This is a genomic window from Sphingomonas sp. IC-11 (assembly GCF_021043365.1).
Classification (GTDB): Bacteria; Pseudomonadota; Alphaproteobacteria; order Sphingomonadales; family Sphingomonadaceae; genus Sphingomonas.
The window spans coordinates 334,580-358,058 of record NZ_JAJNDU010000002.1 but is presented as its reverse complement, the minus strand read 5'-3'; the positions used below and the strand labels follow the sequence as shown (position 1 = coordinate 358,058).

20 protein-coding genes are annotated in these 23,479 nt (G+C 66.3%); 13 read left to right on the top strand and 7 right to left on the bottom strand.

The annotated features are described in order from the left end of the window. Positions 1–9 precede the first annotated feature (9 nt). The 3 genes from LQ954_RS10320 to LQ954_RS10310 are packed head-to-tail and all read right to left on the bottom strand — an operon-like array spanning position 10 to position 2,022. Positions 10–630, bottom strand: coding sequence for a GTP pyrophosphokinase (locus LQ954_RS10320; RefSeq protein ID WP_231022978.1), 621 nt, complete (start codon positions 628–630; stop codon positions 10–12). After that, complete coding sequence (locus tag LQ954_RS10315) at positions 627–1,643, bottom strand: hypothetical protein (RefSeq protein ID WP_231022977.1); 1,017 nt, start codon at positions 1,641–1,643, stop codon at positions 627–629. The genes LQ954_RS10320 and LQ954_RS10315 overlap by 4 nt, the downstream gene beginning before the upstream one ends. Before the next feature lie 43 nt (positions 1,644–1,686). Next, positions 1,687–2,022 carry a BrnA antitoxin family protein gene (locus LQ954_RS10310; RefSeq protein WP_231022976.1) on the bottom strand — a complete coding sequence of 112 codons (336 nt, stop codon included), beginning with the start codon at positions 2,020–2,022 and terminating at the stop codon, positions 1,687–1,689. A gap of 389 nt (positions 2,023–2,411) precedes the next feature. Here LQ954_RS10310 and LQ954_RS10305 point away from each other — a divergent pair, with 389 nt between their 5' ends. The 4 genes from LQ954_RS10305 (at position 2,412) to LQ954_RS10290 (ending at position 4,647) form a co-directional block, all read left to right on the top strand. Beyond that, a complete protein-coding gene (locus tag LQ954_RS10305) occupies positions 2,412–2,624 on the top strand; it encodes a hypothetical protein (protein WP_231022975.1) in 213 nt (70 codons plus the stop codon). A gap of 127 nt (positions 2,625–2,751) precedes the next feature. Beyond that, entirely contained in the window at positions 2,752–4,005 is a 1,254-nt protein-coding gene (locus LQ954_RS10300; RefSeq protein ID WP_231022974.1) for a hypothetical protein, read from the top strand. 127 nt (positions 4,006–4,132) lie between these two features. Beyond that, entirely contained in the window at positions 4,133–4,345 is a 213-nt protein-coding gene (locus LQ954_RS10295; RefSeq protein WP_227771683.1) for a cold-shock protein, read from the top strand. A 68-nt stretch (positions 4,346–4,413) separates the two neighbouring features. Beyond that, positions 4,414–4,647: a hypothetical protein gene (locus tag LQ954_RS10290; RefSeq protein ID WP_231022973.1), complete on the top strand. Its 234-nt coding sequence runs from the start codon at positions 4,414–4,416 to the stop codon at positions 4,645–4,647. On the opposite strand, the gene LQ954_RS10285 is transcribed toward LQ954_RS10290, so the two are convergent. After that, positions 4,644–5,096, bottom strand: a complete 453-nt coding sequence (locus tag LQ954_RS10285; protein ID WP_231022972.1) for an Lrp/AsnC family transcriptional regulator — start codon at positions 5,094–5,096, stop codon at positions 4,644–4,646. The two genes, LQ954_RS10290 and LQ954_RS10285, sit on opposite strands and share 4 nt — an antisense overlap. A 96-nt stretch (positions 5,097–5,192) precedes the next feature. On the opposite strand from LQ954_RS10285, the gene putA reads away from it, so the two are divergent. The 6 genes from putA (at position 5,193) to LQ954_RS10255 (ending at position 14,051) form a co-directional block, all read left to right on the top strand. Beyond that, entirely contained in the window at positions 5,193–8,795 is a 3,603-nt protein-coding gene (gene putA / locus LQ954_RS10280; protein ID WP_231022971.1) for a trifunctional transcriptional regulator/proline dehydrogenase/L-glutamate gamma-semialdehyde dehydrogenase, read from the top strand. A gap of 155 nt (positions 8,796–8,950) precedes the next feature. Next, positions 8,951–9,382, top strand: coding sequence for a 50S ribosomal protein L11 (rplK, locus tag LQ954_RS10275; RefSeq protein WP_046406429.1), 432 nt, complete (start codon positions 8,951–8,953; stop codon positions 9,380–9,382). A 4-nt stretch (positions 9,383–9,386) separates the two neighbouring features. After that, positions 9,387–10,079, top strand: coding sequence for a 50S ribosomal protein L1 (rplA, locus tag LQ954_RS10270; RefSeq protein ID WP_046406428.1), 693 nt, complete (start codon positions 9,387–9,389; stop codon positions 10,077–10,079). Positions 10,080–10,202: 123 nt separating this feature from the next. After that, a complete protein-coding gene (locus LQ954_RS10265) occupies positions 10,203–11,798 on the top strand; it encodes an alpha-amylase family glycosyl hydrolase (RefSeq protein ID WP_231022970.1) in 1,596 nt (531 codons plus the stop codon). Continuing rightward, the gene (locus tag LQ954_RS10260) at positions 11,798–12,805 is read left to right on the top strand and encodes a glycosyltransferase family 4 protein (protein ID WP_231022969.1); all 1,008 of its coding nucleotides are present in this window, start codon (positions 11,798–11,800) and stop codon (positions 12,803–12,805) included. Before LQ954_RS10265 ends, LQ954_RS10260 begins: the two co-directional genes overlap by 1 nt. Positions 12,806–12,878: 73 nt before the next feature. After that, positions 12,879–14,051 carry an alpha-hydroxy-acid oxidizing protein gene (locus LQ954_RS10255; protein ID WP_231022968.1) on the top strand — a complete coding sequence of 391 codons (1,173 nt, stop codon included), beginning with the start codon at positions 12,879–12,881 and terminating at the stop codon, positions 14,049–14,051. 67 nt (positions 14,052–14,118) lie between these two features. Here LQ954_RS10255 and LQ954_RS10250 read toward each other — a convergent pair whose 3' ends face one another. Then, positions 14,119–16,596, bottom strand: a complete 2,478-nt coding sequence (locus LQ954_RS10250) for a PhoX family protein (protein ID WP_231022967.1) — start codon at positions 16,594–16,596, stop codon at positions 14,119–14,121. 428 nt (positions 16,597–17,024) lie between these two features. Here LQ954_RS10250 and rplJ point away from each other — a divergent pair, with 428 nt between their 5' ends. The 3 genes from rplJ (at position 17,025) to LQ954_RS10235 (ending at position 19,659) form a co-directional block, all read left to right on the top strand. Continuing rightward, positions 17,025–17,540 (top strand): 50S ribosomal protein L10, encoded by a 516-nt coding sequence (gene rplJ / locus LQ954_RS10245; RefSeq protein ID WP_227771692.1) that lies wholly within the window; start codon positions 17,025–17,027, stop codon positions 17,538–17,540. Positions 17,541–17,588: 48 nt separating this feature from the next. After that, positions 17,589–17,966 carry a 50S ribosomal protein L7/L12 gene (rplL, locus tag LQ954_RS10240; protein ID WP_227771693.1) on the top strand — a complete coding sequence of 126 codons (378 nt, stop codon included), beginning with the start codon at positions 17,589–17,591 and terminating at the stop codon, positions 17,964–17,966. Positions 17,967–18,207: 241 nt separating this feature from the next. Next, complete coding sequence (locus tag LQ954_RS10235; protein ID WP_231022966.1) at positions 18,208–19,659, top strand: hypothetical protein; 1,452 nt, start codon at positions 18,208–18,210, stop codon at positions 19,657–19,659. Between the two features lie 21 nt (positions 19,660–19,680). On the opposite strand, the gene LQ954_RS10230 is transcribed toward LQ954_RS10235, so the two are convergent. Both LQ954_RS10230 and LQ954_RS10225 read right to left on the bottom strand, forming a co-directional pair. After that, complete coding sequence (locus LQ954_RS10230; protein ID WP_231022965.1) at positions 19,681–20,961, bottom strand: LPXTG cell wall anchor domain-containing protein; 1,281 nt, start codon at positions 20,959–20,961, stop codon at positions 19,681–19,683. Positions 20,962–21,004: 43 nt separating this feature from the next. After that, positions 21,005–22,930 (bottom strand): CocE/NonD family hydrolase, encoded by a 1,926-nt coding sequence (locus tag LQ954_RS10225; RefSeq protein ID WP_231022964.1) that lies wholly within the window; start codon positions 22,928–22,930, stop codon positions 21,005–21,007. Positions 22,931–23,479 lie beyond the last annotated feature (549 nt).

Sequence of the window (23,479 nt, the reverse complement as noted above, 5' to 3'; positions counted from 1 at the left end):
TCAGCAGACCTACGGATCATTGTCGTGATAGACGAGAGACTTAGACAATTCGGCGAAGATCGCATCAGCACCCCACGCCTGAGCGGCTGTGAATGCAACCTTTCTTTGCTCATCCGAATGCAAGTCACGTAATGATTTGTATCCGAGATCATGATGCGCTTCGGACCAAGCATGTTGGAACAGTGTTTTTATTTGAAGCTCAAAAAATTCCGGAATGTCGTCTTCGTACTCATCAGGAACCACGTCGCTGGGCATCTTGAGGATGAAGTGGAGACCAAAATAGCCGAACTCCGATTCGGATGAGGGGGCCTTCTGCTGAACTTCTATAAATTTAAAGTACTTCGATATTTCGTTTTGAACCTCAACCGTATCGGGTAAGTAGAATACTGTAATCCTAGCCCCAATTTGATCCTGTATTTCGTATTGCGGGTTCGCGTACTTAACCCCACCTTCGACGCTTTCCTTTTGGGCCTTAGCTAAAAATCGCTCTGGGCTTTTTGCACGTGCCGTGATCCGGTCAACCCGAGGCCTTGGCAGCAGAAGATCACTTAAATGACGCTCCAGACGTTCCGAGACATCTACAAGCATCGGGAACCGCCTATTGTAGTCTTCTAGAATATCAGCTGTCATTTCCGAGCCAATCTCTGGTCGCTGACCCTGCCTTCCGTTATATACCTGACCACACCGTCAGATACATCCTCAGTCTCGAATACACTTTCAAACTCTTCGTTCGGTGCTGTCAGTATAGCGCCGTTGCTCATCTCGACCGTTCTGTAAGGCGCAACCGTCTTAAATTCCTTTGCATCGAAGGTAAACATCTTGCCCGATAAGCTTGGCTTTGTAAGTTGGCTTTTTATCGTTTCGCGCGTCGCTTTACTGAAACCAAAATGAGCACAGAATTCGTCGATCGTCGTAGCCTTGCCCTCGAAGGCCGCCGGAGCCAGAGAACTCGCATGTGCTATTTCCGTCTTAACCGACAAATTAGGACTTTTTTTCAGCGCTTGCTTTAGCGCGGTCGCAAGCCTTCTTGTTCCGGCTGCCGACGTTTCCGAAAAGTCAGCGTCAAGAAAATCTTTTAACCAATACTCCGAAATGTGTTCGCCAGACTGCCCCGCCTGACGATCAGTAGCAACACCCTTCCAGAAGGCGCTTGATGGAACCTTATGCTCTAGTCTAATTGCCTTGTACGATGACAGTCTCTTGATGAAGACCTGCTCTAAAAACTCTACGTCTAGACCCTCATTTCCGACTTCAGCTAACACCGCTTGGTCGGTGGGAAATCTTGATACGACCAAGCGTTTACTTAACCCGCTCGCGCCAGCGAGTAGAAACAGAAGCCCGACACCACTACGATTGTCTGTAACCGCCTGCAGACGCTCAGCAATTCTCCGGCCGTTCTCATTTGTAGGATCGGCTTCAAAGGCGATGAATAGATCTCGACAAGCATTTACCTGCGCACCGTCCGGCGCCGGGTTGAATGTAATCTCAAAATCACGGGACGAACCTTCCCCCGAGAAGATACCATCCAGCATCTCGAACAGCTTTCCGGCACCGATAGCGATATCTTTCCCAGATATCACCCCTCCCCCGGCTACTCCCTTTCCTGGCGGAATCAGAAACGCAAAAGCATGTGAGATTGGCATCCGGCCCCCTTACTTGAAGGTTGGACCGAGTTTGAGTGTAGAATCAACGTGAAAGTGCGCGCCGAAGTGCGGGGTCCGTTGGTTCACAATCCACTGCCTTCCGCAGCGCCTCGTCCATCCGCGCCTGCCACCCCGGCCCGCCCTCGCGAAACTTCTCGATCACGTCGGGATCGAGCCGCAGCGTCACCTGACGCTTCGCCGTGCCGCGCAGCGGCGGGCGGCCGCGCACCACGCCGTTCGGGCCGAGATAGCCCGTCGTGGGGCGCACGACCTTTCCGGCGACCGAGAACTCGGCCGTCTCGAACATTTGCTCTGTCCATTCCGGCGCGTCGTCGGGATCAACCCGATCGCTGCCGGTATCTGGCTTGCTCGCGCTCATTGGCCTTCCCCTGCCCCGGCGGGGGAGCGAGGTCCGTCCAGAGCTGTGTGACGACCGGACGCCAACGGTCAATGAGACAGCGCCACTTCGGCACAACCCCTCTTCGTCATCCCCGCGAAGGCGGGGATCCATAACCTCCGAACCCCCGCGATCGTGAGCGCTGGCGTTTATGGATTCCCGCCTTCTCGGGAATGACGGGTCACGGAGGGAACGGGAACAGCCCCGCCGCGGCAAAGCCGCGTCGTCAGTCGGCGCTTGGGCGCCGCTGGCCGGGCGCGCGCCGGTGAGCTCGTGCGTAGCTTTGCTACGCCCTCGCGGCGCGCGCTGTCCTACAACCCCCGTTTCGGTATAACTCCCCCGTCCAGCGATCACCCGCGAGGACGAAATCGATGCCGCATCCGCTCCCCGTTCCCATCTTCACCGATGGCCCGATCACCGATGGTCACACCGGGGCGGTGCGCCACTGGCAGTCGCTGATCGACAGCGGGCTGATCGGCAAGCGCACCCACACCCCACCCGATGTCGCCGCGAACCGCGACGCGACCGACCGGCTCTTTCGCGAGATCGCGCGCGATCGGCTGCGGCTCCAGCGAGGCTGGTAGCGCGACGCGGCCCACTTCGACGCCCGACCCTGCCGCCCGGCCCGATCGAGGCAATCCGCCGCGGCAATCCGTCGATGCCCCTGCCGCCACGCCGCCGGGGAACCAGAACGAAATCAGCGAGGCCTGCATGATCCCCCGCCAGTCCCTCTTCGATCCCAACCCGTCCGGACCAGCGGCCAGCCATCCGCCGGCCACTTTCCTCCCCACGCCCGAGGATTACGCGCCCGAAGACGCTGTCACCCTCGTCTCGCGCCGCGCCGACGGCTGGTCCGCCGCCAACCAGCGCCGCTTCCTCGAAGCCATTGCGGAGGGGCATGGCGTTGAGGCCGCCTGCCGCTGCGTCGGCCTTTCCACCGCCTCGGCCTACGCCTTTCGCCGCACCGCGAAGGGCGCCGCCTTCGCGCTCGGCTGGCGCGCCGCCTCGCTCGTCGCGCGCGAAGCGATCGCCGAAACCCTGCTCGTCCGTGCGCTGGAGGGGCAGGTCGATACCTATGTCCGCGCCGACGGGACGGAAGTGACGCGCCACCGCCATGACAATCGCCTTGCCATGTCGCTGCTCGCCCGGCTCGATCGCCAGGTGGAGGCCGCGCCCGATGCGGATGTGAAGGCCGCCCGGCTCGTCGCACAGGAGTTCGACGCTTATCTCGATCTTGTCACGCGCGATGAGGGCCGAGCGCGCGCCGGCCTGTTTCTCGCGCGGCGCTGCGGTACGCTGACTGGCGGCGGGCTGGGCGACGATGATGCCGCCGCTCGGGCCGATCTTGCCCCGATCTTTGCGCTCGCCGCTGCCGATCGCCTCGCACGCACCGGCGTCGTCACGGCGGGCGAGGTGCCGGTGGACGATCTCGATCCGGCGCAGCGCGCGGGCTGGACGGCGGAGCAATGGGCGCGCGCCGAGGCCGCCGGCCTGCTCCGCCTCGCCGTGCCGGCGCCGCCCGCGACGGCAGAGGACGACGCCACCGATCCGCACGCCGCCGCAGACACCATGAACGCGCCCGTCGCGCAGGGCGCGCCAGCGTCTCAACTTTCTCAACATTGGCAGGCAGCCGGCCTTTCCGGCGACGCGATGTTCGCCGATCCCGCCGATCCTGATGCCGCGCCGCTCGTCTGGTGGGATCCACTCGGCGGCGAATGGCTTACCCGCTTTCCTCCGCCGGACGACTTTGACGGCGAGGAGGAGGGCGAGGCGGGGAGCGAGGATTACGCCCGCAGCCTGACGGCACTTGAGGCTTATGCGGTCGGCCCTGCGCCGCCCGGCTTTGCGGATCGTTCGCCGCATGATCTTTGGGCGCGCCGCGACCAGTTTTTCGCCAGCATCATGCTCCGCCAACGCGATAATCGGGCGCGCGATTCGCTATTTGGGGTCAGCGCCCCTACATAGGGCAAGCTTCAGTCGCAAATCGACGGTCTTTGGCGCTTTGCGGCACCTTCTTCCTTCTTTCCCTGCTGCCGCGGCACCGGGGCGTACCGGTCGTCGGCCCCCGTCCGAAACAAGAAGGAAAATACACATGGCTAATCTTGGCACCGTCAAGTTCTTCAACGCTGACAAGGGCTTTGGCTTTATTGCTCCCGACAATGGCGGCGCGGATGCGTTCGTCCATATCTCGGCCGTGGAACGCGCCGGCTTTGTTACGCTGAATCAGAACCAGCGCGTCAGCTACGAGCTGGAGAATGATCGCCGCGGTCGTACCAGCGCGGTCTCGCTCGAAGCCGCGGAATAGCCCTCCCGTTGCACGTGGGCCGGCAATGGTGCCGGCCCGCGGATCCTCGAACCAAGGAGCTTCCCCCGATGGCCGATGATGCAACCATGTACCGGGCCCGCGCCGCGACCGAGATGGCCAATGCCCAGGGCGCGACGCTCGCCAATGTGCGCGATCGCTGCGAACGCGCCGCGCGTGCGTGGGAAACCATGGCCGAGCGCGCCGAGCGGGTCGCCGTCCAGCGTCACGAGCGCGAGGCCGCAACCGCGGCGCAGCGCGATGCCGCTGCTGCCGCCACCGCCCCGCTCACCGCGGCCGGCTAGAACCCTCCTTCCCTGATCGTCTCCATCACCACGAAGGTGGAGGTGCTGGCGACATGCGGCAGCGTTGAGATCCGCTCCCCCAGCACGTCGCGATACTGGCGGATGTCGCGGGTGCGGATCTTCAGCAGATAGTCGAAGCTGCTGGCGATCATGTGGCATTCCTCCACTTCCGGAATGGCCAGCACGCCGCGGCGGAATTCCGCCAGCGCCGCCTCGCGCGTGTCGGACAATTTCACCTCGGTGAAGGCGACATGGCCAAGGCCCAGTTTCTCCGGGTCCACCACGGCCTTGAACCCGCGGATATAGCCGCGGTCGGTCAGCCGCCTCAGCCGCGTCTGGCACGGTGTCTTGGACAGGCCCACCCGCTTGGCCAGTTCGGTCACGGAAAGGCGCCCGTCCTTTTCCAGCACCGCGATGATTTTCCGGTCAAACGCGTCGATCTCGTCCATCTGGCCTGTCCTACACCGGGTTTGCCGGCTAAATAGCCTGACGGGGGCGCGATCAAAAGTCGGATGGCCTGTGGCGGAATCGCTATATTTGCGGCCATGGAACCGCTGTTCGCCGATTTCGCCCCGCCGATCCGCCCCGCGACGCCGCTTCGCGCCGCGATCACCGCCGCCACCCGCCGCCCGGAGCCGGAGGCGCTCGCCCCCCTGCTCGACGAGGCGACGCTACCCGATGCGGTGAAGGCGCAAGCGCTGGCGACAGCGACGAAGCTGATCACGGCGCTGCGGGCCAAGCACAAGGGCACCGGTGTCGAGGGCCTCGTCCAGGAATATGCCCTGTCCAGCCAGGAAGGCGTCGCCTTGATGTGCCTCGCCGAAGCCCTCCTCCGCATCCCCGACGACGAAACCCGCGACGCGCTGATCCGCGACAAGATCGCCGGCGGTGACTGGCGCAGCCACATCGGCGACGGCCGCTCCCTCTTCGTCAACGCCGCCACCTGGGGCCTGGTGGTGACGGGCAAGCTGACGAACAGCGTCAACGACCGCGGATTGGCCGCCGCCCTCACCCGCCTCATTGCCCGGGCCGGCGAACCCGTCATCCGCCGCGGTGTCGACATGGCGATGCGGATGATGGGCGAACAGTTCGTCACCGGCGAGACCATCGAAGAGGCGCTGAAACGCGCCCGCCCGCTCGAGGCCCGCGGGTTCGGCTACAGCTACGACATGCTGGGCGAGGCGGCGACCACCGCCGCCGATGCCAACCGCTATTATCGCGACTATGAGACCGCGGTGCACGCGATCGGCAAGGCCTCCGCTGGCCGCGGCATCTACGCCGGCCCGGGAATCTCGATCAAGCTGTCCGCCCTCCACCCCCGCTACGCCCGCGCCCAGGCCGACCGGGTCATGGGCGAGCTGCTGCCCCGGGTCCGCGCCCTCGCGCTGATCGCCCGCGGCTATGACATCGGCTTCAACATCGACGCGGAGGAGGCCGACCGCCTCGAACTCTCGCTCGACCTTCTCGAAAGCCTCGCACTCGATCCCGCGCTCGCCGGGTGGCACGGCCTCGGCTTCGTCATCCAGGCCTATGGCAAGCGCTGCCCCTTCGTCATCGACTGGATCGTCGACCTCGCCCGCCGCGCCAACCGCCGCATCATGGTCCGTCTGGTCAAGGGCGCCTATTGGGATGCCGAGATCAAGCGCGCGCAGGTCGACGGCCAGTCGGACTTCCCCGTCTACACGCGCAAGATCCACACCGACGTCTCGTACCTCGCCTGCGCCCGCCGCCTGCTGGCGAACCGCGACGCGGTGTTCCCGCAGTTCGCCACCCACAATGCGCAGACGCTGGCGACCGTCCACGCCATGGCCGGCCCCGACTTCACCATCGGCGATTACGAATTCCAGTGCCTCCACGGCATGGGCGAGCCGCTGTATGACGAGGTGGTCGGCGCGGATAAGCTCAACCGCCCCTGCCGCATCTACGCCCCGGTCGGCACGCACGAGACATTGCTCGCCTATCTCGTCCGCCGCCTGTTGGAGAACGGCGCCAACAGCTCGTTCGTGAACCGCATCGCCGATCCCGAGGTTTCGATCGCCGACCTCGTCGCCGATCCCGTCGCGATCGTTCGCGCGACCGACACGCCGGGGCAGAAGCACGCCGCGATCGCCCTTCCGGCTGATCTCTACCCCCGCCGCCGCAACTCCGACGGGCTCGACCTCGCGGACGAGCGCACGCTCGCTTCGCTGGGCGAGACGATGCAGGCCGGTGCGCACGGCAACTGGCGCGCCGCCCCCGCCGATGGTCAGGGCACGCCCCGCCCCGTCCTGAACCCCGCCGACCACCGCGACACCGTGGGCACCGTCGTCGAGGCAAGCCCCGCGCAGGCCGCCGCCGCCGCGCGCACCGCCGCTGCCGCCGCCCCCGCATGGGCCGCCGTCGCCCCGGCCGACCGTGCCGCCATCCTCGATCGCGCCGCCGACACGATGCAGGCGCGCATGGCCGAGCTGATCGGGCTGACCGTGCGCGAGGCGGGCAAGTCGGTCCTTAACGCGATCGGCGAGGTTCGCGAGGCGATCGACTTCCTGCGCTATTACGCCGACCAGGCGCGCCGCAGCTTCGGCCCCGCGCACCGGCCGCTCGGCACCGTCACCTGCATCAGCCCGTGGAACTTCCCGCTGGCGATCTTCACCGGGCAGGTCTCCGCCGCGCTCGTCGCCGGCAACACCGTGCTGGCCAAGCCCGCCGAGGAAACCCCGCTGATCGCCGCACAGGCGGTCGCCATCCTCCACGCGGCCGGCATCCCCGCCGACGCGCTTCAGCTCGTCCCCGGCGACGGCGCGATCGGCGCTGCGCTGGTCGCGGCGCCGGAGACCGCCGCGGTGATGTTCACCGGCTCCACCGAAGTCGCCCGGCTGATCCAGTGCGAACTCGCCACCCGCGTCTCGGCCGATGGCGCGCCAATCCCGCTCATCGCTGAGACCGGCGGCCAGAATGCGATGATCGTCGACAGCTCCGCACTCGCCGAACAGGTGGTGGCGGACGTTATCGCCTCCGCCTTCGACAGCGCCGGCCAGCGCTGCTCGGCGCTGCGCATCCTGTGCCTGCAGGAGGAGGTCGCCGACCGCATCCTCACCATGTTGCGCGGCGCGCTGCAGGAGCTGCGCATCGGCCGTACCGACCGGCTGGCGGTCGACATCGGTCCGGTCATCACCGCCGAGGCGCAAGACAACATCACCCGCCACATCGCCGCGATGCGCGACCGCGGGCACAAGGTCGATTCGCTCCCGCTTGGCGAGGCGACCACGCACGGCACCTTCGTCGCGCCGACAATCATCGAGCTCCCTGACATTGCCGAGCTGGAGCGCGAGGTGTTCGGCCCGGTGCTCCACGTCATCCGCTACAAGCGCAGCGGGCTCGACGCGCTGATCGATCGCATCAACGCGACCGGCTATGGCCTGACCTTCGGGCTCCACACGCGCCTCGACGAGACGATCGCCCATGTCACCGCGCGGGTGAAGGCGGGCAATCTCTACATCAACCGCAACGTCATCGGCGCGATCGTCGGCGTGCAGCCCTTCGGCGGCCGCGGCCTCTCGGGCACCGGGCCAAAGGCGGGCGGGCCGCTCTACCTCGGCCGGCTGGTGCGCGGCGCAGTTGAGGCGCCCGCCGGCACCTCGACCGCCACGGATGCGGCCACCCGCGACCTCGCACTCTGGCTCGAACAGCACGGCGACACCGCAGGCGCCGCGCACGCCCGCGACATCGCCGCCACCTCCCCGCTCGGCCTCGAGGCGGAGCTCGACGGCGCGGTGGGTGAGCGCAACCTTTATGCCCTCCACCCGCGCGGCCGCATCCTGCTGCTGCCGGAAACCAGCGCCGGGCTGATGGCGCAGCTCGCCGCCGCGCTCGCCACCGGTAACGATCTGGTGGTGGACTCGGCGCTCCGCACCGATCTGCCTGCGCCGATCGCGGCGCGCGTCCGCTGGACCAGCGACTGGGCGAACGATGGTCCCTATGCCGGCGCGCTGATCGAGGGCGACGCGGCGCGTGTGCAGGGCCTGCAGCAGCGACTCGCCGCGCTCGACGGCCCGATCGTGCTGACGCAGGCGAATGACTATCGCCTCGAATGGCTGGTCGAGGAGGTTTCCACCTCGATCAACACCACCGCGGCGGGCGGCAATGCCAGCCTCATGGCGATGACCTGACCGGCCACGCAGGCGGCGCAGCGCGGGTCGTGCACGGGACTGGATTTTCCCGCGCGACCCCGCTATGCGCGCGCTCTTCCAGGTAAATCGCTGGAACGCTTGCGGGAGGGTGCGGCAACGCGCCCGCGACCACCGCTAAACTTAAAGAGAGTGACATGGCGAAGAAAATCACAGGCTATATCAAGCTGCAGGTGCCTGCCGGCGCTGCAAACCCGTCGCCGCCGATCGGCCCGGCGCTGGGTCAGCGCGGCGTGAACATCATGGAATTCTGCAAGGCGTTCAACGCGCAGACCGCTGACATGGAAAAGGGTTCGCCCCTCCCCACCGTCATCACCGTCTACGCCGACCGCTCGTTCAGCTTCGAGACGAAGACGCCGCCGGCGACCTTCCTCATCAAGAAGGCGCTGAACCTGAAGTCGGGCTCGAAGGAGCCGGGCAAGACCAGCGCGGGAACCATCAAGCGCTCGCAGCTCGCCGAGATCGCACAGGCCAAGATGAAGGACCTGAACGCGAACGACATCGACGCAGCAACGAAGATCATCGAAGGCTCCGCTCGCGCGATGGGCCTCCAGGTTGTGGAGGGTTAATCCCATGGCGAAGCTCACGAAGAAGCAGAAGGCGATCACGATCGACCGCGAGAAGCTGCACGGCGTCGACGAGGCGATCAGCCTCGCCAAGTCGGGTGCGACCTCCAAGTTCGACGAGACGATCGAAGTCGCGCTGAACCTCGGCGTCGATCCGCGTCACGCTGACCAGATGGTCCGCGGCGTCGTCACGCTGCCCAAGGGCACCGGCAAGACCGTTCGCGTCGGCGTATTCGCCCGCGGCGCAAAGGCTGAAGAGGCACTGGCTGCCGGCGCCGACGTGGTCGGTGCGGAAGACCTGATGGAAACCATCCAGGGCGGCAAGATCGACTTCGATCGCTGCATCGCGACCCCGGACATGATGGGCATCGTCGGCCGTCTCGGTAAGGTCCTGGGTCCCAAGGGCCTGATGCCGAACCCGAAGCTCGGCACCGTGACGATGAACGTCGCCGAGGCGGTGAAGGCTGCCAAGGGCGGCCAGGTCGAATATCGCGTCGAGAAGGCCGGTATCATCCACTCGGGCATCGGCAAGGCAAGCTTCCCGGCCGAGGACCTGCGCGCGAACTTCGACGCGCTGGTCGACGCGGTGGTCAAGGCCAAGCCGGCCGGCGCCAAGGGCAAGTACGTCCGCAAGGTCGCGATCTCCAGCACCATGGGTGCGGGCATCAAGATCGACGTGGCGGAAGTCGCTTCGGCCTGATCCGACGTTTCAGTTAGCGTAACGAAGAAGGCCGTGGGACAACCTCCGGCCTTTTTTGTTGCGCGCTGCCGCCGGCGGCATGGCCCGCGTGAACCCATCCGTTGCCGAGGCGTTACGAACCGCATGAGCGAGGGCACCATCGCTGCGCCCTGGTGGAAGCGCGGCGTCATCTATCAGGTCTATCCACGCTCCTTCGCGGACAGCGATGGCGACGGCATCGGCGATCTCGCCGGCATCGAGGCGCATCTCGATCATATCGCCTCGCTCGGCGTCGACGCGATCTGGCTCTCGCCGATCTTCCCCTCGCCGATGGCCGACTTCGGCTATGACGTCGCCGATTACACCGGCGTAGAGCCGATGTTCGGCGATCTCGCCGCCTTTGATCGCCTGCTCGCCGCGGTCCATGCGCGCGGGCTGAAGCTGCTGCTCGATTTCGTCCCCAATCATTCCTCGACGCAGCACCCCTGGTTCGTCGAAAGCCGCGCCAGCCGTGATAATCCGAAACGTGACTGGTATTTCTGGCGCGATCCCGCGCCGGACGGCGGCCCGCCCAACAACTGGATCAGCGACATGGGCGGCCCAGCGTGGGAGCTCAATCCCGCAACCGGCCAATATTATCTCCACACCTTCCTGAAGGAGCAGGCCGACCTCAACTGGCGCAATCCTGAGGTAGTGGCGGCGATGACCGACGTGCTGCGCTTCTGGCTCGACCGCGGTGTCGACGGCTTCCGCATCGACGTGTTGTGGCACATCGTGAAGGCGCAAGGCCTGCCGGACAATCCGCCCAACCCCGACTGGCGCGAGGGGATGGCGGAGAAGCTGCGCCTCATTCAGCTGAACTCGACCGACCAGCCCGAGGCTTATGCCTTCGCCCGCCAGTTCCGGGAGCTTGCCGACAGCTATGGCGAGACCTTGCTGGTGGGGGAGATCTTCCTGCCGCTCGATCGCCTGATGCGCTGGTACGGCCCGGCGGATCAGCCCTACGTCCAATTGCCCTTCAATTTCGAGCTGATCGAGAATCCCTGGGATCGCGATACGCTGGCCGCGCTGATCGCCAGCTATGATGCCGCCATTCCCGAACACGGCTGGCCCAATTGGGTGATCGGCAGCCACGACGCGCCGCGCATCGCCGCGCGCATCGGGGAGCGCCAAGCCCGTGTCGCCGCCATGCTGCTGCTCACGCTGCGCGGCACCCCGACACTCTATCAGGGCGACGAAATCGGCATCGGAAAGGTCGACATCCCGCCTGACCGGATTCGCGACCCGCAGGACCTGCGCCAGCCCGGCATGGGGCTCGGCCGCGATCGCTCGCGCACGCCGATGGCCTGGGACGCCTCGCCCAACGCCGGCTTTTCCACCGCCGAGCCGTGGCTGCCGCTCCACCCCGATTGGCGCACCCGCAATGTCGCGGCGCAGGAGGCGGACCCGGCCTCGATGCTCTGGCTCTACCGCCGCCTCCTCGCCGCGCGCCGCACCAGCGCTGCGCTGTCACTCGGCAGCATGACGCTGCACGCCGCACCGACCGACGTGCTCGCCTATGAGCGCCGCCACGGCGACGAAAGGCTGCTGGTCGTCCTCAATCTCGGCAGCGCACCGCGCGATGTTGCGCTGCCTGATGCCACCCGCCCCGGCCGGATCATCGTTACCACCGGCACGCGGGCAACCTTCGACGGCATTGTCGATGCCGATGAAGCCTATGTCGTGGAGCTACTCGCCTGATGCGCATTGCCATGTTGTCGTCGATCTCCTGGCCGACGCCGCCGACCGGCTATGGCCCGTGGGAATTGGTGACGAGCCTTTTGACCGAGGCGCTGGTCGCGCGCGGCGTCGACGTCACGCTTTTCGCCACGCAGAATTCGCGCACCGCCGGCAAGCTGGAGGGCGTCGCCCCGCGCGGCTATTCGGAGCCACCGCATCTCGACGCCAAGGTGTGGGAGGCGATGCACATCGCGCATTGCATCGAGCGCGCGGGCGATTTCGACCTCATCCACAACCAGGCCGATTTCATGCCGCTCGCCTGGTCGCGGCTGATCGACACGCCGATGCTGACGACGATCCACGGCTTTTCCTCCGAACGGATCGTGCCGGTGTACCAGCGCTATGACGATCACGTTCACTACGTCTCGATCAGCGACGCCGATCGCCACCCCTCATTGCGCTATGCCGCGACGATCCATCACGGAATCCCCCTGGGCGATTTTCCCTTTGACGAAACTGGTGGCCAGGACCTGCTCTTTTTCGGCCGAATACATCCGGATAAAGGCCCCCACGCTGCCATTGCCGCGGCAAAGGCGGCCGGCAGGCGGCTGGTCATGGCGGGCCTCGTGCAGGACCACGGCTATCACGAACGCGACGTCGCGCCGCACATCGACAACGACCGCGTCATCTTCCGCGGCGTCGTCGGCGGCGAAGAACGCACCCGCGCCCTGGGCCAGGCCAGCGCCCTCCTCCACCTCATTGGCTTCGACGAACCCTTCGGCCTGTCGGTGGTGGAGGCGATGGCCTGCGGCACCCCCGTCATCGCCTACAATCGCGGCTCGATGCCCGAACTGATCGAACACGGCGTCACCGGTTTCCTCGTCGACACGCTGGACGAGGCGGTCGCGGCAATCGAGCGCGTGGGGGAGATCGACCGCGCCACCTGCCGCGCCCGCGTTGCCGAACGGTTCAGCGTCGAGCGCATGGCGGACGATTACATCGGGCTATATCAACAGCTTATCGGCTGACCGCTTTTCTGGTCGCAAGGCGTGACAACGCCTCTCCAGCCCGCGACAATGCGCGCAAAGGAGAGCGTACCCCATGCCGCATTACGGCGACTTGCAGACCCAGATCTATGGCGCCGGCCTGTCCGGCATCGTCCCCACCTATCCGGTCGATTTCCCGACGCTGGAAAAGCGCGCGCAAGCCGCGCTGCCGCCGCATGTGCTGACCTATGTCCAGGGCGGCTGCGGCGACGAATATACCCAGGACGAGAACGCCCGCGCCTTCCGCCACTGGGGCATGGTGCCACGCATGATGGTCGACGCGACGCACCGCGACCTGTCGATCGATCTGTTCGGGCTCAAGCTGCCCTCGCCTTTGTTCATGGCCCCGATCGGCGTCACCGGCATGATGACGCAGGACCAGCATGGCGACGTGGCCGCGGCGCAGGCCTCGGCGATGACCGGCGTCCCGCTGACCGCCTCCACCCTCTCGAATGATCCGCTGGAGGACGTGAAGGCCGCCTGCGCGGAAACCCCGGCGTTCTTCCAGCTCTACACGCCGCGCGACAAGGAACTGGCCGAAAGCCTCGTCTCCCGCGCAGAAAGCGCCGGATACAAGGCCATCGTCGTCACGCTCGACACCTGGGTGACCGGCTGGCGACCCCGCGATCTCAACCCGTCCAACTTCCCGCAGCTGCGCGGCCATGTGCTGCAGAATTACTTCGTCGACCCGCGCTTTCGCCAGATGCTGGGCGGCAAAGCGCCGGAGGAGGATCTGCGCACCGCGATCGGCACCTGGGGCGCGACGTTCGGCAAGGTGCTGACGTGGGACGACATGGCCTGGTTGAAATCGATCACCAAGCTGCCGATCGTGCTGAAGGGGATTTGCCACCCCGACGACGCGCGCCGTGCGATCGATACCGGCGCGGATGGCATCTACGTTTCCAACCACGGCGGACGGCAGGCGAACGGCGGGATCGCGGCGATCGACATGCTGCCGGCGGTGGCCGAGGCGGTCGCAGGGCGCGTGCCGGTGCTGTTCGATTCGGGCATCCGATCGGGCACCGACGTGGTGAAGGCAATCGCGCTCGGCGCTGACGCCGTGGGCCTCGGCCGGCCCTATTCCTATGGCCTGGCGCTGGGCGGCGCGGCGGGCTGCGCGCACGTGCTGAAGTGCATCCTCGCCGAGGCCGACCTGCTGATGGCGGTCAATGGCTGGCCGACGCTGAAGGCGGTGCGCGAGGCTGGCGCGATCCGGACGGATCGCTGATCGCGCCGGAATAAGGGCCGGAATGCGGGGGCGCCATCCTCATCCACTAGGATGACGCCCCACCTTTTCAGATCCCGACCAAGCCACCATCCTGGCGCGTGATCACGATCGTCGCGGACCGCGGACGCGTTCCCGGGCTGGCGCTACCGCCCTGGGAGGCCGGCCAGTTGGACGTGATGTTGTCCGGGCCGCCATTCTCGCCGGGGTGCTGGATGTTGACGAACAGCGCCTTTCCGTCAGGCGTCGACGTGATGCCGGTGATCTCGCATTCCTTCGGCCCGACCAAGAACCGCTTCAGCGTCGCGCCCGGCGCCTTGCCGACGCGCGTCGTCGCCGTGCTGGTCCCAGCCGGCGTCGCATTGTTCACCGTCTTCGTGCCCCCGTCACCCACGCGCCCCGGGATGGCGGCGAGCATTTGGTTGTTGGTCACATCGGTGAAGGCGCCATCATCGGTCTGCAGCCACATCACCGGGCTCGCCCCCTGCCCTGCGACGTTGGTCGGCAGGCTGAACCACAGGCCGTCGGGCGAGGAGAAATCGTTGCTGTCGTCCAGCCCCGACAGGTTGATATTGTCCTTGTTGAGGTCGCTGCCCGATCCGAAGGCATAGACGTCCCAGGTGAAGGCCACGGCCTCCGTCGTGTCGCCATTCTCGCGCAGGCGGATGACATGGCCGTTGACGTTGCCCGCGCTGTTGCTGCGGCCATCGGTGCGCGGATCGACATAGGCGCGCGGATTGGCGGCATCGGTGCGCGCCGGGCTGCGCGACGAATTGTTGGTGAGCGTGCAATACATCTCGCCATTCGCTGGATTCACCGCGGTCCATTCCGGCCGGTCCATCGGCGTCGCGCCCAACAGGTCGGCGGCGATACGGGCGTTGATCAACACGTCGGCCTGATCCGCGAACGGATAGGTCGCATTGCCACTGGTCAGCGGGCCCGATCCGAACGTCAGGGCCAGCCACTGGCCACTGCCGTCCGCATTGAACTTCGCGACATAGAGCGTGCCGGCATCCAGATACTTGTCGCCCACCGCCAGCCGGTCAGCGGCATTGGCGTCACTGGCCGACCAGGGCGTGCTCGACACGAACTTGTAGATATATTCGTTCTGCGCGTCGTCGCCCATGTAGAAGGCGGGCCTGACGCCGGCGACCATCCGGCTCGGCTCCACGCCTTCGTGGTTCATGCGGCCGAGCGCGGTTCGCTTACGCGGCGTCGACTGCGGATTGTACGGGTCGATCTCGACGATCCAGCCGTACTGGAACGGCTCGTGGCGGAAATCGGCGGTGCCGTCTGCAACCGCGTCGGCCACGGCGGTGGCGTTCCATTTGCGAAAGACCGTGCTGGACGGATCCGATGGTGTCACGGTCGTCCAGCCGTAATTGCCCGCCCGACCCTCGCTGATACCGTAGCGCGACAGGCTGGCATTCTCCTTCGCCTGGCCAGCCGCAATGCGCACCGCGGCATCGCCGCGATCGCGCCGGAAATAACCGGCCCAGTTTTCTTCTGCGGTCGCGTAGGTGCCCCAGGGCATGGTGCCGTTGGCGCAATTGTTGATCGTGCCGCGTCCTTGCGTCCCCTCCTTGGAATACAGCGTGCGCAGCAGCGCATGGCCGCGCGCCGGACCGTTGAACGCCATCGGCGTGTTCGGGGTGATCCGCCGGTTGAGCGCGGACGCCTGCACGTAGCTCCAGGCAGAAGCCCCTCGAGTCACCTCGATCACCGAAACGCCATGCGCCTCGATCTCCTTGATCGCTTCCGCTTCCGGCCGCACACCGCCCGTGGTCGTCTGGCCCCGCGCGTGCAAATAGCTCTCGGTGATGTTTTCGTGATTGAGCACCAGCAGCCCGCGCGTGCTGCCCGCCGGATCCCGGCTGGTGCCGGTTGCGGCGAGACCGAAGAAGCTCATTCCGTCATGATGATCGCCCGCGCGCGCCGCGAAGTTCGTGTCCGTCCCGTCATTGGCATAGGCAGGCGTGCTGGCGTTGATCGGATCGCCCAGCCGGTACAGCACCGTTACGGTATAGCCGGCCGGCACGGTCACCAGGTCGTTGCGGTTCTTGGCAACGGCGGCGAAGTCCAAGGTCGCCGGTGAAACGGTAACGGTGGTGTCCGCGGTGGCGCTGTCGCCAGCCGCCCCCACGCCGGTAAAGCGAAACACTAGCGGCGTGGCAGTGCTCACCGCCGGAGCGATAAAGGTCGCGGTCGTGCCACTCGTGCCGCTCAGCGTTACGGAAGGCCCGCTCACCTGCACCCAGCCGATCGACTGGGCGCCCGTGTTTGCCGTGCCTTGCAGCGTCACCGTCTTGCCGGCGGTGGTAGCGACGGCGCTGCCCGCACTCACCTTCACCGGCTCGCTCGTGATCGTCTCGTCGTCGCAGCCAGCCAGCAGAACGCCGCCGAACACTGCCGTGGTCATCGCGCTCAGCCCGCCGCGCAGCGTCTGCCGCCGCGAATAGCGCTGCGCAATCAGGTCGTTGAGGTGACCGTTCGCGCTTCGGTTCGTGTCGATGTCACCGTCATCGTAAAGAAAGGTCGAATCGGTCATGGGTCCCCCCGGGGCTGCTTGTCTGGACAGGCTGTGCCGGGCGCGGATGACGGCGCCGTGGCGAGACGATGTCGTTCCGGTTGCGATTTGATGTGGGTTCAAAGACACTTGACCCACAGCGCCATTCCGCTATGGGGCTGCGCTTGCCGTACCCCTCGGGCGTGCGGCGCCGTCCGAGACAGCGGGTGGGCCACAGGGCCCTTAATGCCCCGCCGAGACGGGGACAGGATTTCACCGCGAGCGTCCTGGCGCTCCGGTCTGCCGCGTGGCTCATTGGGCCCGCGACTGCTTCCCATTCCCCTTCACTCGGGTCCTGTCAAAGTATCACTTTGACGGGGTGCCCTTGGACAACCCGTTCGCACGGTTTCGTGCGGACGGATCGTAACCGGCCGCAGCCTTCGGGATGCGGTCATAGTGTGGAGAATGGCATGGATCGTGCTCAAAAGGCCGCAGCCGTCGCCGAACTCAAGCAGACCTTCTCCGAGGTCGGCGTGGTGGTCGTCACCCGCAACCTCGGCCTCACCGTCGCACAGTCGACGCAGCTGAGGACGAAGATGCGCGAGGCCGGTGCCGTCTACAAGGTCTCGAAGAACAAGCTTGCCAAGATCGCGCTCGATGGCACCGACTATGATTCGCTGGGCGACATGCTCACCGGTCCGGTCGGTCTCGCGACCTCGGTCGATCCCGTCGCGGCTGCCAAGGTAGCCGTGGATTTCGCCAAGACGACCGACAAGTTCGAGATCGTCGGCGGCGGCATGGGTGCGACCAAGCTCGACGTGGCAGGCGTTCAGGCGCTTGCGACGATGCCGTCGCTCGACGAGCTCCGGGCGAAGATCGTCGGTCTCATCGTGGCCCCGGCCACCAAGATCGCGACCATCACCCAGGCGCCCGCCGCGCAGATCGCGCGCGTGCTTGCAGCTTACTCGGAAAAGGAAGCCGCCTGATCCGTCAGGCAGCATCGTTTCATTCGATCGTTTCAAAGGAAGTATATCATGGCAGACCTGAACGCGCTGGTTGACCAGCTGTCCGAACTGACCGTCCTCGAGGCGGCTGAGCTCTCGAAGCTCCTCGAAGAGAAGTGGGGCGTTTCGGCCGCAGCAGCGGTTGCAGCAGCTCCGGCAGCTGGTGGCGGCGCAGCTGCTCCGGCCGCTGAAGAGAAGACCGAGTTCGACGTGATCCTCACCGGCGACGGTGGCAAGAAGATCAACGTCATCAAGGAAGTCCGCGCGATCACGGGCCTCGGCCTGACCGAAGCGAAGACCCTGGTCGAAGGCGCGCCGAAGCCGATCAAGGAAGGCGTGTCCAAGGACGAGGCCGAGAAGATCAAGAAGCAGCTGGAAGAAGCTGGCGCGACCGTCGAGCTCAAGTAAGCCGCTGTGCTGGCGCGGGCTGCGTAGCAGCCCGCGCTTCGCACAAGGCCGGCCGACGTGGGCCAAGGCGCACGTTTGACGTCATGGGATCCGCTCCCGGGGCGGACCAGCCGACAGAAAGGGCGGCACCTTCGCGGGTGCCGCCCTTTTCGTATCTGACACGATGAAGGCCCGCCCGCTGCGGAGGGCCAGTTCGCCGCGGTAACCCGGCTTCAACCACTGAGGCGCTACCGCCCCGCCGGTGATCACCGGCGCGCTCCCCACCTACCGGCTGCCATCATCGGCGCTTCGACCGGGGTGGCCGATGCTCGTGATCGTGGCCGCGCTGGTTCAGCAGGCGCTGTCCTCGCTGAACTGCGACGTTTCCTGGCTGATCACCACGGCCGAGCGGGTGCTCGACGGCGCCCGCCTGTACCGTGACATCGAGGAGGTGAATCCGCCCGCCTCGGTTCTGCTATACATACCGTCCGTCGCCACGGCCGGGCTGCTCGGGATCGCGCCGGAGGCAGTGACGGTGCTGCTGGCAAGCATGCTGGCGATCCTGTCGCTCCGCCACGTGGGCCGGATCCTCGCGGTGCCGCCCGCGGCTTTGGCATCGCTGGGCGCTGCCGGAGCCTTCATCCTGCTGGTTCTGCCCGCTGATCTGTTTGCGCAGCGCGAGCATGTTGCGCTGATCGCCGGCCTGCCCTGCCTGGCCGTGATCGTCAGGCGGACCCGGAACCTGCCCGTTCGCGCCGGCGATGCCTGGGCGACCGGGATCGGCGCCGGTATCATGGTGGCCATCAAGCCTCACCTGATCCTCGCCCTTGCCCTTCCACAGCTCTGGTCCTCGGCGCGGCAGCGCAGCCTCGACGTGTTGAAGTCACCGGAATGGCTGGCGCTGGCCGCGACAGGGGTTGGCTATCTGCTGATCGTTCTGCTCGTCTTTCCCGATTATACCGCGCACATGCTGCCGCTGCTTCGGCTCGTGTACCTGCCGGGACGGGACAGCTGGGGCCATCTTCTGACCGGCACGATGGTCTCCATCCCGGCCACCGTTGCGATCCTTACCCTGTGGCTGGCCCGCGCGCGTCCGACGAACGATGTCGTCGTCCTGCTGCTCGCCGCCGCCGGCTTCGCCGCTGCCGGGCTGGTTCAGGGCAAGGGTTATCTCAACCACGGCTATCCCGCGGTCGCGACGTCACTTCTGGCGATCACGCTGCATCTTTCGCGCCCCGGCCATGCCCGCGCATTCGGGGCCGTCTGCGCCGCCATACTCGCCCTGTTCGCCACCTACAGCTACGCCCGCGTGCCGGAGCCCCGCGCCCTCAGCGACGCCGTGCAGCGTCTTGGTCCAGCGCACCCGCGGCTGATCGGCATTTCCTTCGATTTCTCGCTCGGCCATCCACTCACCCGCTGGGTTGGGGGTGAGTGGGTCGGCACACGCGGCAGCCAATGGGTGACTGGCAACGCCTGGCAGCAACTCGAAAATCCCGCGCTGCCGGCAACCGCTCGCCGCGCCTATGAACGCGCCGAGCAGGACGATGCCGCGCTGCTGGCCGCCGACATCACAGGTCATCGGCCCGACATCATTCTGGTTGATGACGTTCCGGGGCCGCGATGGATTGCTGCTCACCCACCACTCGCGCGGGCAATGCAGGGCTACCGGCCGGCACGCCGCGTGGGTACCGTCACCCTGTGGACGAAGCGCTGAACCTCCGCAGGTCGCGATGCCTTACCATTGGCCGCTGTGCGGGCGCACGCCGACCGTGTCGAACATCCGCCCGGGCTGGTCGAGCCAGAACGGCCCCAGCTTCGCCTGCCCCGGCCGCTCGATGCCCAGCGCATGAACGGTCACCGTCTGCCCGCCGGCGTGAATGGCGCGGATCGCCACCACCGGCACGAACATCGGCCGCCCGCCAGCCTGAAGCACCGTGATCGAGTCGCGCGCCATCGTCACCAGCGTACGGACCCGGCGGCTTTCCCCCGGTGCGAGGTCAAAGGGCGGCGCTGCCGGCCGGGGTACCGGCCCGGCAAACATCGCCGCAATCGCCGCATCCTGATTGGGCTGGGCGCTGGCGAGCCGCACGTCCAGCGTGACGCCACGTGCCGGCACGTCCGACACGTTGCGCACCTCAACCGTCAGGTCTGCCGTTGCCGTGATCATGTTGAGGCCGGCGCGGCGCACCACTGGCTCGCCCACTTCGATGCGGGCCGGTGGCATCTTGTCAGACAGGTCGAGAAAACGCGGGGCGGCGGTGACGGGTGCCGGAGCCTGTGGTGCCGATGCCGGGGGCTGAACGGGCGCAGGTGGTACAACCGGCGACGGGGCCGGAGCCGGCGCAGGTTCGGCCACCTCGTCCGCGACCGACCAGTTCTCGGCTGGCTCCATTGGCGCCGGTAGCGCATCCATCCGGCTTGCCCGACGGCGCCACAGGAACAATCCGGCACCGGCGAGCACGAGGACACCGATCAGCACTGTCCACAGCCAATTGCCGCCATTGCCACCGGTCGCCGGCTCGACCGAAGCCGCTGTCGGTTCTGCGGCGGGTACTGGCAACGCGGGGGTGTCGGCGGTTGATGGCTCCGCCGGCAGCACTTCGGGCGTCAGTGGAGCAGCGGGCGTCGCTGCCGGCACGGCCTCCCGTGTTGCCGCCGGAGTGGCTGCTGCGCTCGGGGCTGCCGTGGCTCGGGGCGATGGGGTTGGCGTCGGCGTCGCCCGCGGTGCCGGCGCACGAGTGGGTGTCGGGTTCGGCGTGCGTACCGGTGCGGCGCGCGGGGTGGCGGTCGGCGTAGGGGCAGGTGGCGCAATCACCGGCAGCGCCTCGGTCGGGGCCGGAGACGGCGTTGGCGCCGGATTCAGCAGCGGGCTCTGCTGCGCAGGTCGGGGCGATTCAGGCAGGCTGTAATTGCCCACGTCCGGCACCGTCGTCGGCGGCACTTGCGCGCTCGCCATGCCTGCCATGCAAAGCGCCGCCACTCCGGCTGCCAACCGCATCTTCGTCACCCCTGCCATGCTCATCGCGCTAACCGCGCCAACCTGAACGCCGGACAACCACTCACGGCCGCGACGGCGTCTCGCCGCTGGCCACAACCGGCAGCCATACCGCACTTGCCTGCGCACCGCCCCGCGAAAGCGTCACCGTCGCCTTCTGATAATCCTCCTTTTTCGCAAGGAAGATGTTGGGCACGTACTTCTGCGGATTACGATCGTATAGCGGGAACAGCGACGATTGGACCTGCACCATGATGCGGTGCCCCGGCTTGAAGACATGGTTCACGGTCGGCAGGCGGAATCGATAACGTTGGACCTTGCCCGCGGGGATCGGCGTCGGCTTTTCGAAACTGTCGCGATAACGCCCGCGGAAGATGTCCAGGCTGATCGGCAGTTGATAGCCGCCCTTCTTCGGCTCGTTCGGGTAATCGTCAGGATAAACGTCGATTACCTTCACGACGAAGTCGCCGTCGGTGCCGGTGGTCTTGGCGAACAGATCCGCCATCGGCGCGCCGGAGACACGCACCGCCTGGGTCAGCGGCGCGGTCTGGTACGTCATCACATCGGTACGGCCGTCGACGGATCGCTGGTCGGAAACCAGCCACGCGCCCCAGCGCCCGTCACCAAAGTTCACCGGGCGCGGCAGATGCGGCACTGGCTTGTCCGGGTCGGAGACATAGCTGTCGCCGCCCGCCCCGCCCTTCTGGAACCCTAGCGCGCCGTCCGCGCCCAGATAGATCGGCGTCAGCGGCGCGTCGCATCCGCTGTCGCAGGCGAGCGGCCATTGCGACAGCTTGTCCCAGCGATTGTCGCCGGTGTTGTAGATCAGCGCTTGCGGCGGCGTGAAAGCGGGCCGGCCGTCCCGCAGATATTGGTCGAAGAACGGGAACAGATATTGTTCGCGCCACTCGGTGGCCGTGTCGCCGTTCCACTTGAAGTCGCCCAGCGACGAACCGTCGTAGTTCGCCTGGCTGTGACGCCACGGGCCCATCACCAGAAAGTTGTTGCCGGCCTTGCCCTTGGCCTTCAGCGCCTCCCAGGTGGTGATGGCGCCATACATGTCCTCCTGATCGAACAGCCCCTGTTCCCACATGGTGGGCACGTTGGAAGGGTTGGCGGCCAGCAGCTTGTCGAGCGCCTGGCCCTGCCAGAACCCGTCATAGGCCGGATGGGACACCATGCGCTGCCAATAGGGCAGCTTGGCATAGCCGGACTTTTCCGCCCAGGCACCGGCCGATCCGATCCGCCGGAACTGCTCGTAATCGTCATAGATCGCCGACACCGGTTCCGATCCCGAACCCTTGAAGCCGGTCTGACGACCAAGCCAGGCAATATTGGCCAGCCGGAACGCGCCATAGTGGAACCAGTCGTCGCCCATCCAGCCGTCGATCATCGGGCTTTCCGGCGCGGTGACCTTCAGTGCCGGGTGCGGGTTCAGCAGGGCCATCACGACGGTGAAACCCTCGTAGGAGGAGCCGAGCATCCCTACGCGTCCGTTCGATTCCGGCAGGTTCGCCTTGTTCACCAGCCAGTCGATGGTGTCATAGGCATCGGTGACGTGATCGACCTTGGTGGTGTTGAGCGGCCCGATCACCGGACGGGTAACCACATAGTCGCCCTCCGAACCGTATTTGCCGCGCACGTCCTGGAACACCCGGATGTACCCCGCCCGGACGAACGGCTCGTCACCCTGGGGCAGCAGGGAGGCCATGTTCGGGCTGTTGGCGACCCGGTTGGCCCGGCCGGCAGCATTGTAGGGCGTTCGGGTCAGCAGGATCGGGGCGTTCGCCGCACCCTTGGGAATCACGATAACGGTGAACAGCTTGGTGCCGTCGCGCATCGGGATCATGACTTCACGGCGGATATAGTCGCGTGCATCGATCGGATAGGCGAAGCCGCTGGGAACGTCGCCGGACGGCGGCGGCGTCTGCTGCGCCGCAACGGGGGTAAGCGCCAGCGCGGCGCCGGCAAGCAGCAGCAGTTTCTTCATTCCAGCATCTCCCACGCCGCCCCGACTGTCGCACCCGGCTGGATGATCGGCGACGCTCAGGCCGGCAGCACGCGGTCGAGCATCCCGCCTCCGGCTCGCGCTGAAGTCACGGCTGAAGCGACTGGCGATAATCCTGCCGGGGCTCGCGGATCAACCGGCCACTGCACGCCGGCGCCCCGGCTACTTCTCTTGCGCCTCTCGCACTTGTCCGCTGGCCGGCGCCCGGGCACGCGAGGCCGATCTTCTCCGCGCAGCGGCCGATGCACCTCCAGTCGTGCAGTGCGGGCGGCCACGGCCGCCCCCCCCCCTACGGCTGCCCCTTTCCTTTTCGCGGACTCAGCATGGGGCCGCTGTTGGATGCGTGGTTGACGCGATCCAACACGGCTCCTATATCCGCTCCATCACCACAGCTTCGGGAAATGGCATGGCCTCGCGCACCGTGTCGAACGGATGGAAGTCGGTGGTTTCATAAGACGCTTCAAGGCTGCCGTTTGTGTCCGTAAGACACAGAACGAGCGGCCTTTTGGCGTCTTGTCCTGCGCCCGGACG

Bases quoted from the DNA above. Each gene is read 5' to 3' on its own strand.
- LQ954_RS10290 (WP_231022973.1), top strand. From the start codon at position 4,414: ATGGCCGATGATGCAACCATGTACCGGGCCCGCGCCGCGACCGAGATG.
- LQ954_RS10260 (WP_231022969.1), top strand. From the start codon at position 11,798: ATGCGCATTGCCATGTTGTCGTCGATCTCCTGGCCGACGCCGCCGACC.
- LQ954_RS10310 (WP_231022976.1), bottom strand. From the start codon at position 2,022: ATGAGCGCGAGCAAGCCAGATACCGGCAGCGATCGGGTTGATCCCGAC.
- LQ954_RS10305 (WP_231022975.1), top strand. From the start codon at position 2,412: ATGCCGCATCCGCTCCCCGTTCCCATCTTCACCGATGGCCCGATCACC.
- LQ954_RS10230 (WP_231022965.1), bottom strand. From the start codon at position 20,961: ATGGCAGGGGTGACGAAGATGCGGTTGGCAGCCGGAGTGGCGGCGCTT.
- LQ954_RS10315 (WP_231022977.1), bottom strand. From the start codon at position 1,643: ATGCCAATCTCACATGCTTTTGCGTTTCTGATTCCGCCAGGAAAGGGA.
- LQ954_RS10300 (WP_231022974.1), top strand. From the start codon at position 2,752: ATGATCCCCCGCCAGTCCCTCTTCGATCCCAACCCGTCCGGACCAGCG.
- rplA (WP_046406428.1), top strand. From the start codon at position 9,387: ATGGCGAAGCTCACGAAGAAGCAGAAGGCGATCACGATCGACCGCGAG.
- rplL (WP_227771693.1), top strand. From the start codon at position 17,589: ATGGCAGACCTGAACGCGCTGGTTGACCAGCTGTCCGAACTGACCGTC.
- LQ954_RS10285 (WP_231022972.1), bottom strand. From the start codon at position 5,096: ATGGACGAGATCGACGCGTTTGACCGGAAAATCATCGCGGTGCTGGAA.
- LQ954_RS10255 (WP_231022968.1), top strand. From the start codon at position 12,879: ATGCCGCATTACGGCGACTTGCAGACCCAGATCTATGGCGCCGGCCTG.
- rplK (WP_046406429.1), top strand. From the start codon at position 8,951: ATGGCGAAGAAAATCACAGGCTATATCAAGCTGCAGGTGCCTGCCGGC.
- putA (WP_231022971.1), top strand. From the start codon at position 5,193: ATGGAACCGCTGTTCGCCGATTTCGCCCCGCCGATCCGCCCCGCGACG.
- rplJ (WP_227771692.1), top strand. From the start codon at position 17,025: ATGGATCGTGCTCAAAAGGCCGCAGCCGTCGCCGAACTCAAGCAGACC.
- LQ954_RS10250 (WP_231022967.1), bottom strand. From the start codon at position 16,596: ATGACCGATTCGACCTTTCTTTACGATGACGGTGACATCGACACGAAC.
- LQ954_RS10225 (WP_231022964.1), bottom strand. From the start codon at position 22,930: ATGAAGAAACTGCTGCTGCTTGCCGGCGCCGCGCTGGCGCTTACCCCC.
- LQ954_RS10265 (WP_231022970.1), top strand. From the start codon at position 10,203: ATGAGCGAGGGCACCATCGCTGCGCCCTGGTGGAAGCGCGGCGTCATC.
- LQ954_RS10320 (WP_231022978.1), bottom strand. From the start codon at position 630: ATGACAGCTGATATTCTAGAAGACTACAATAGGCGGTTCCCGATGCTT.
- LQ954_RS10295 (WP_227771683.1), top strand. From the start codon at position 4,133: ATGGCTAATCTTGGCACCGTCAAGTTCTTCAACGCTGACAAGGGCTTT.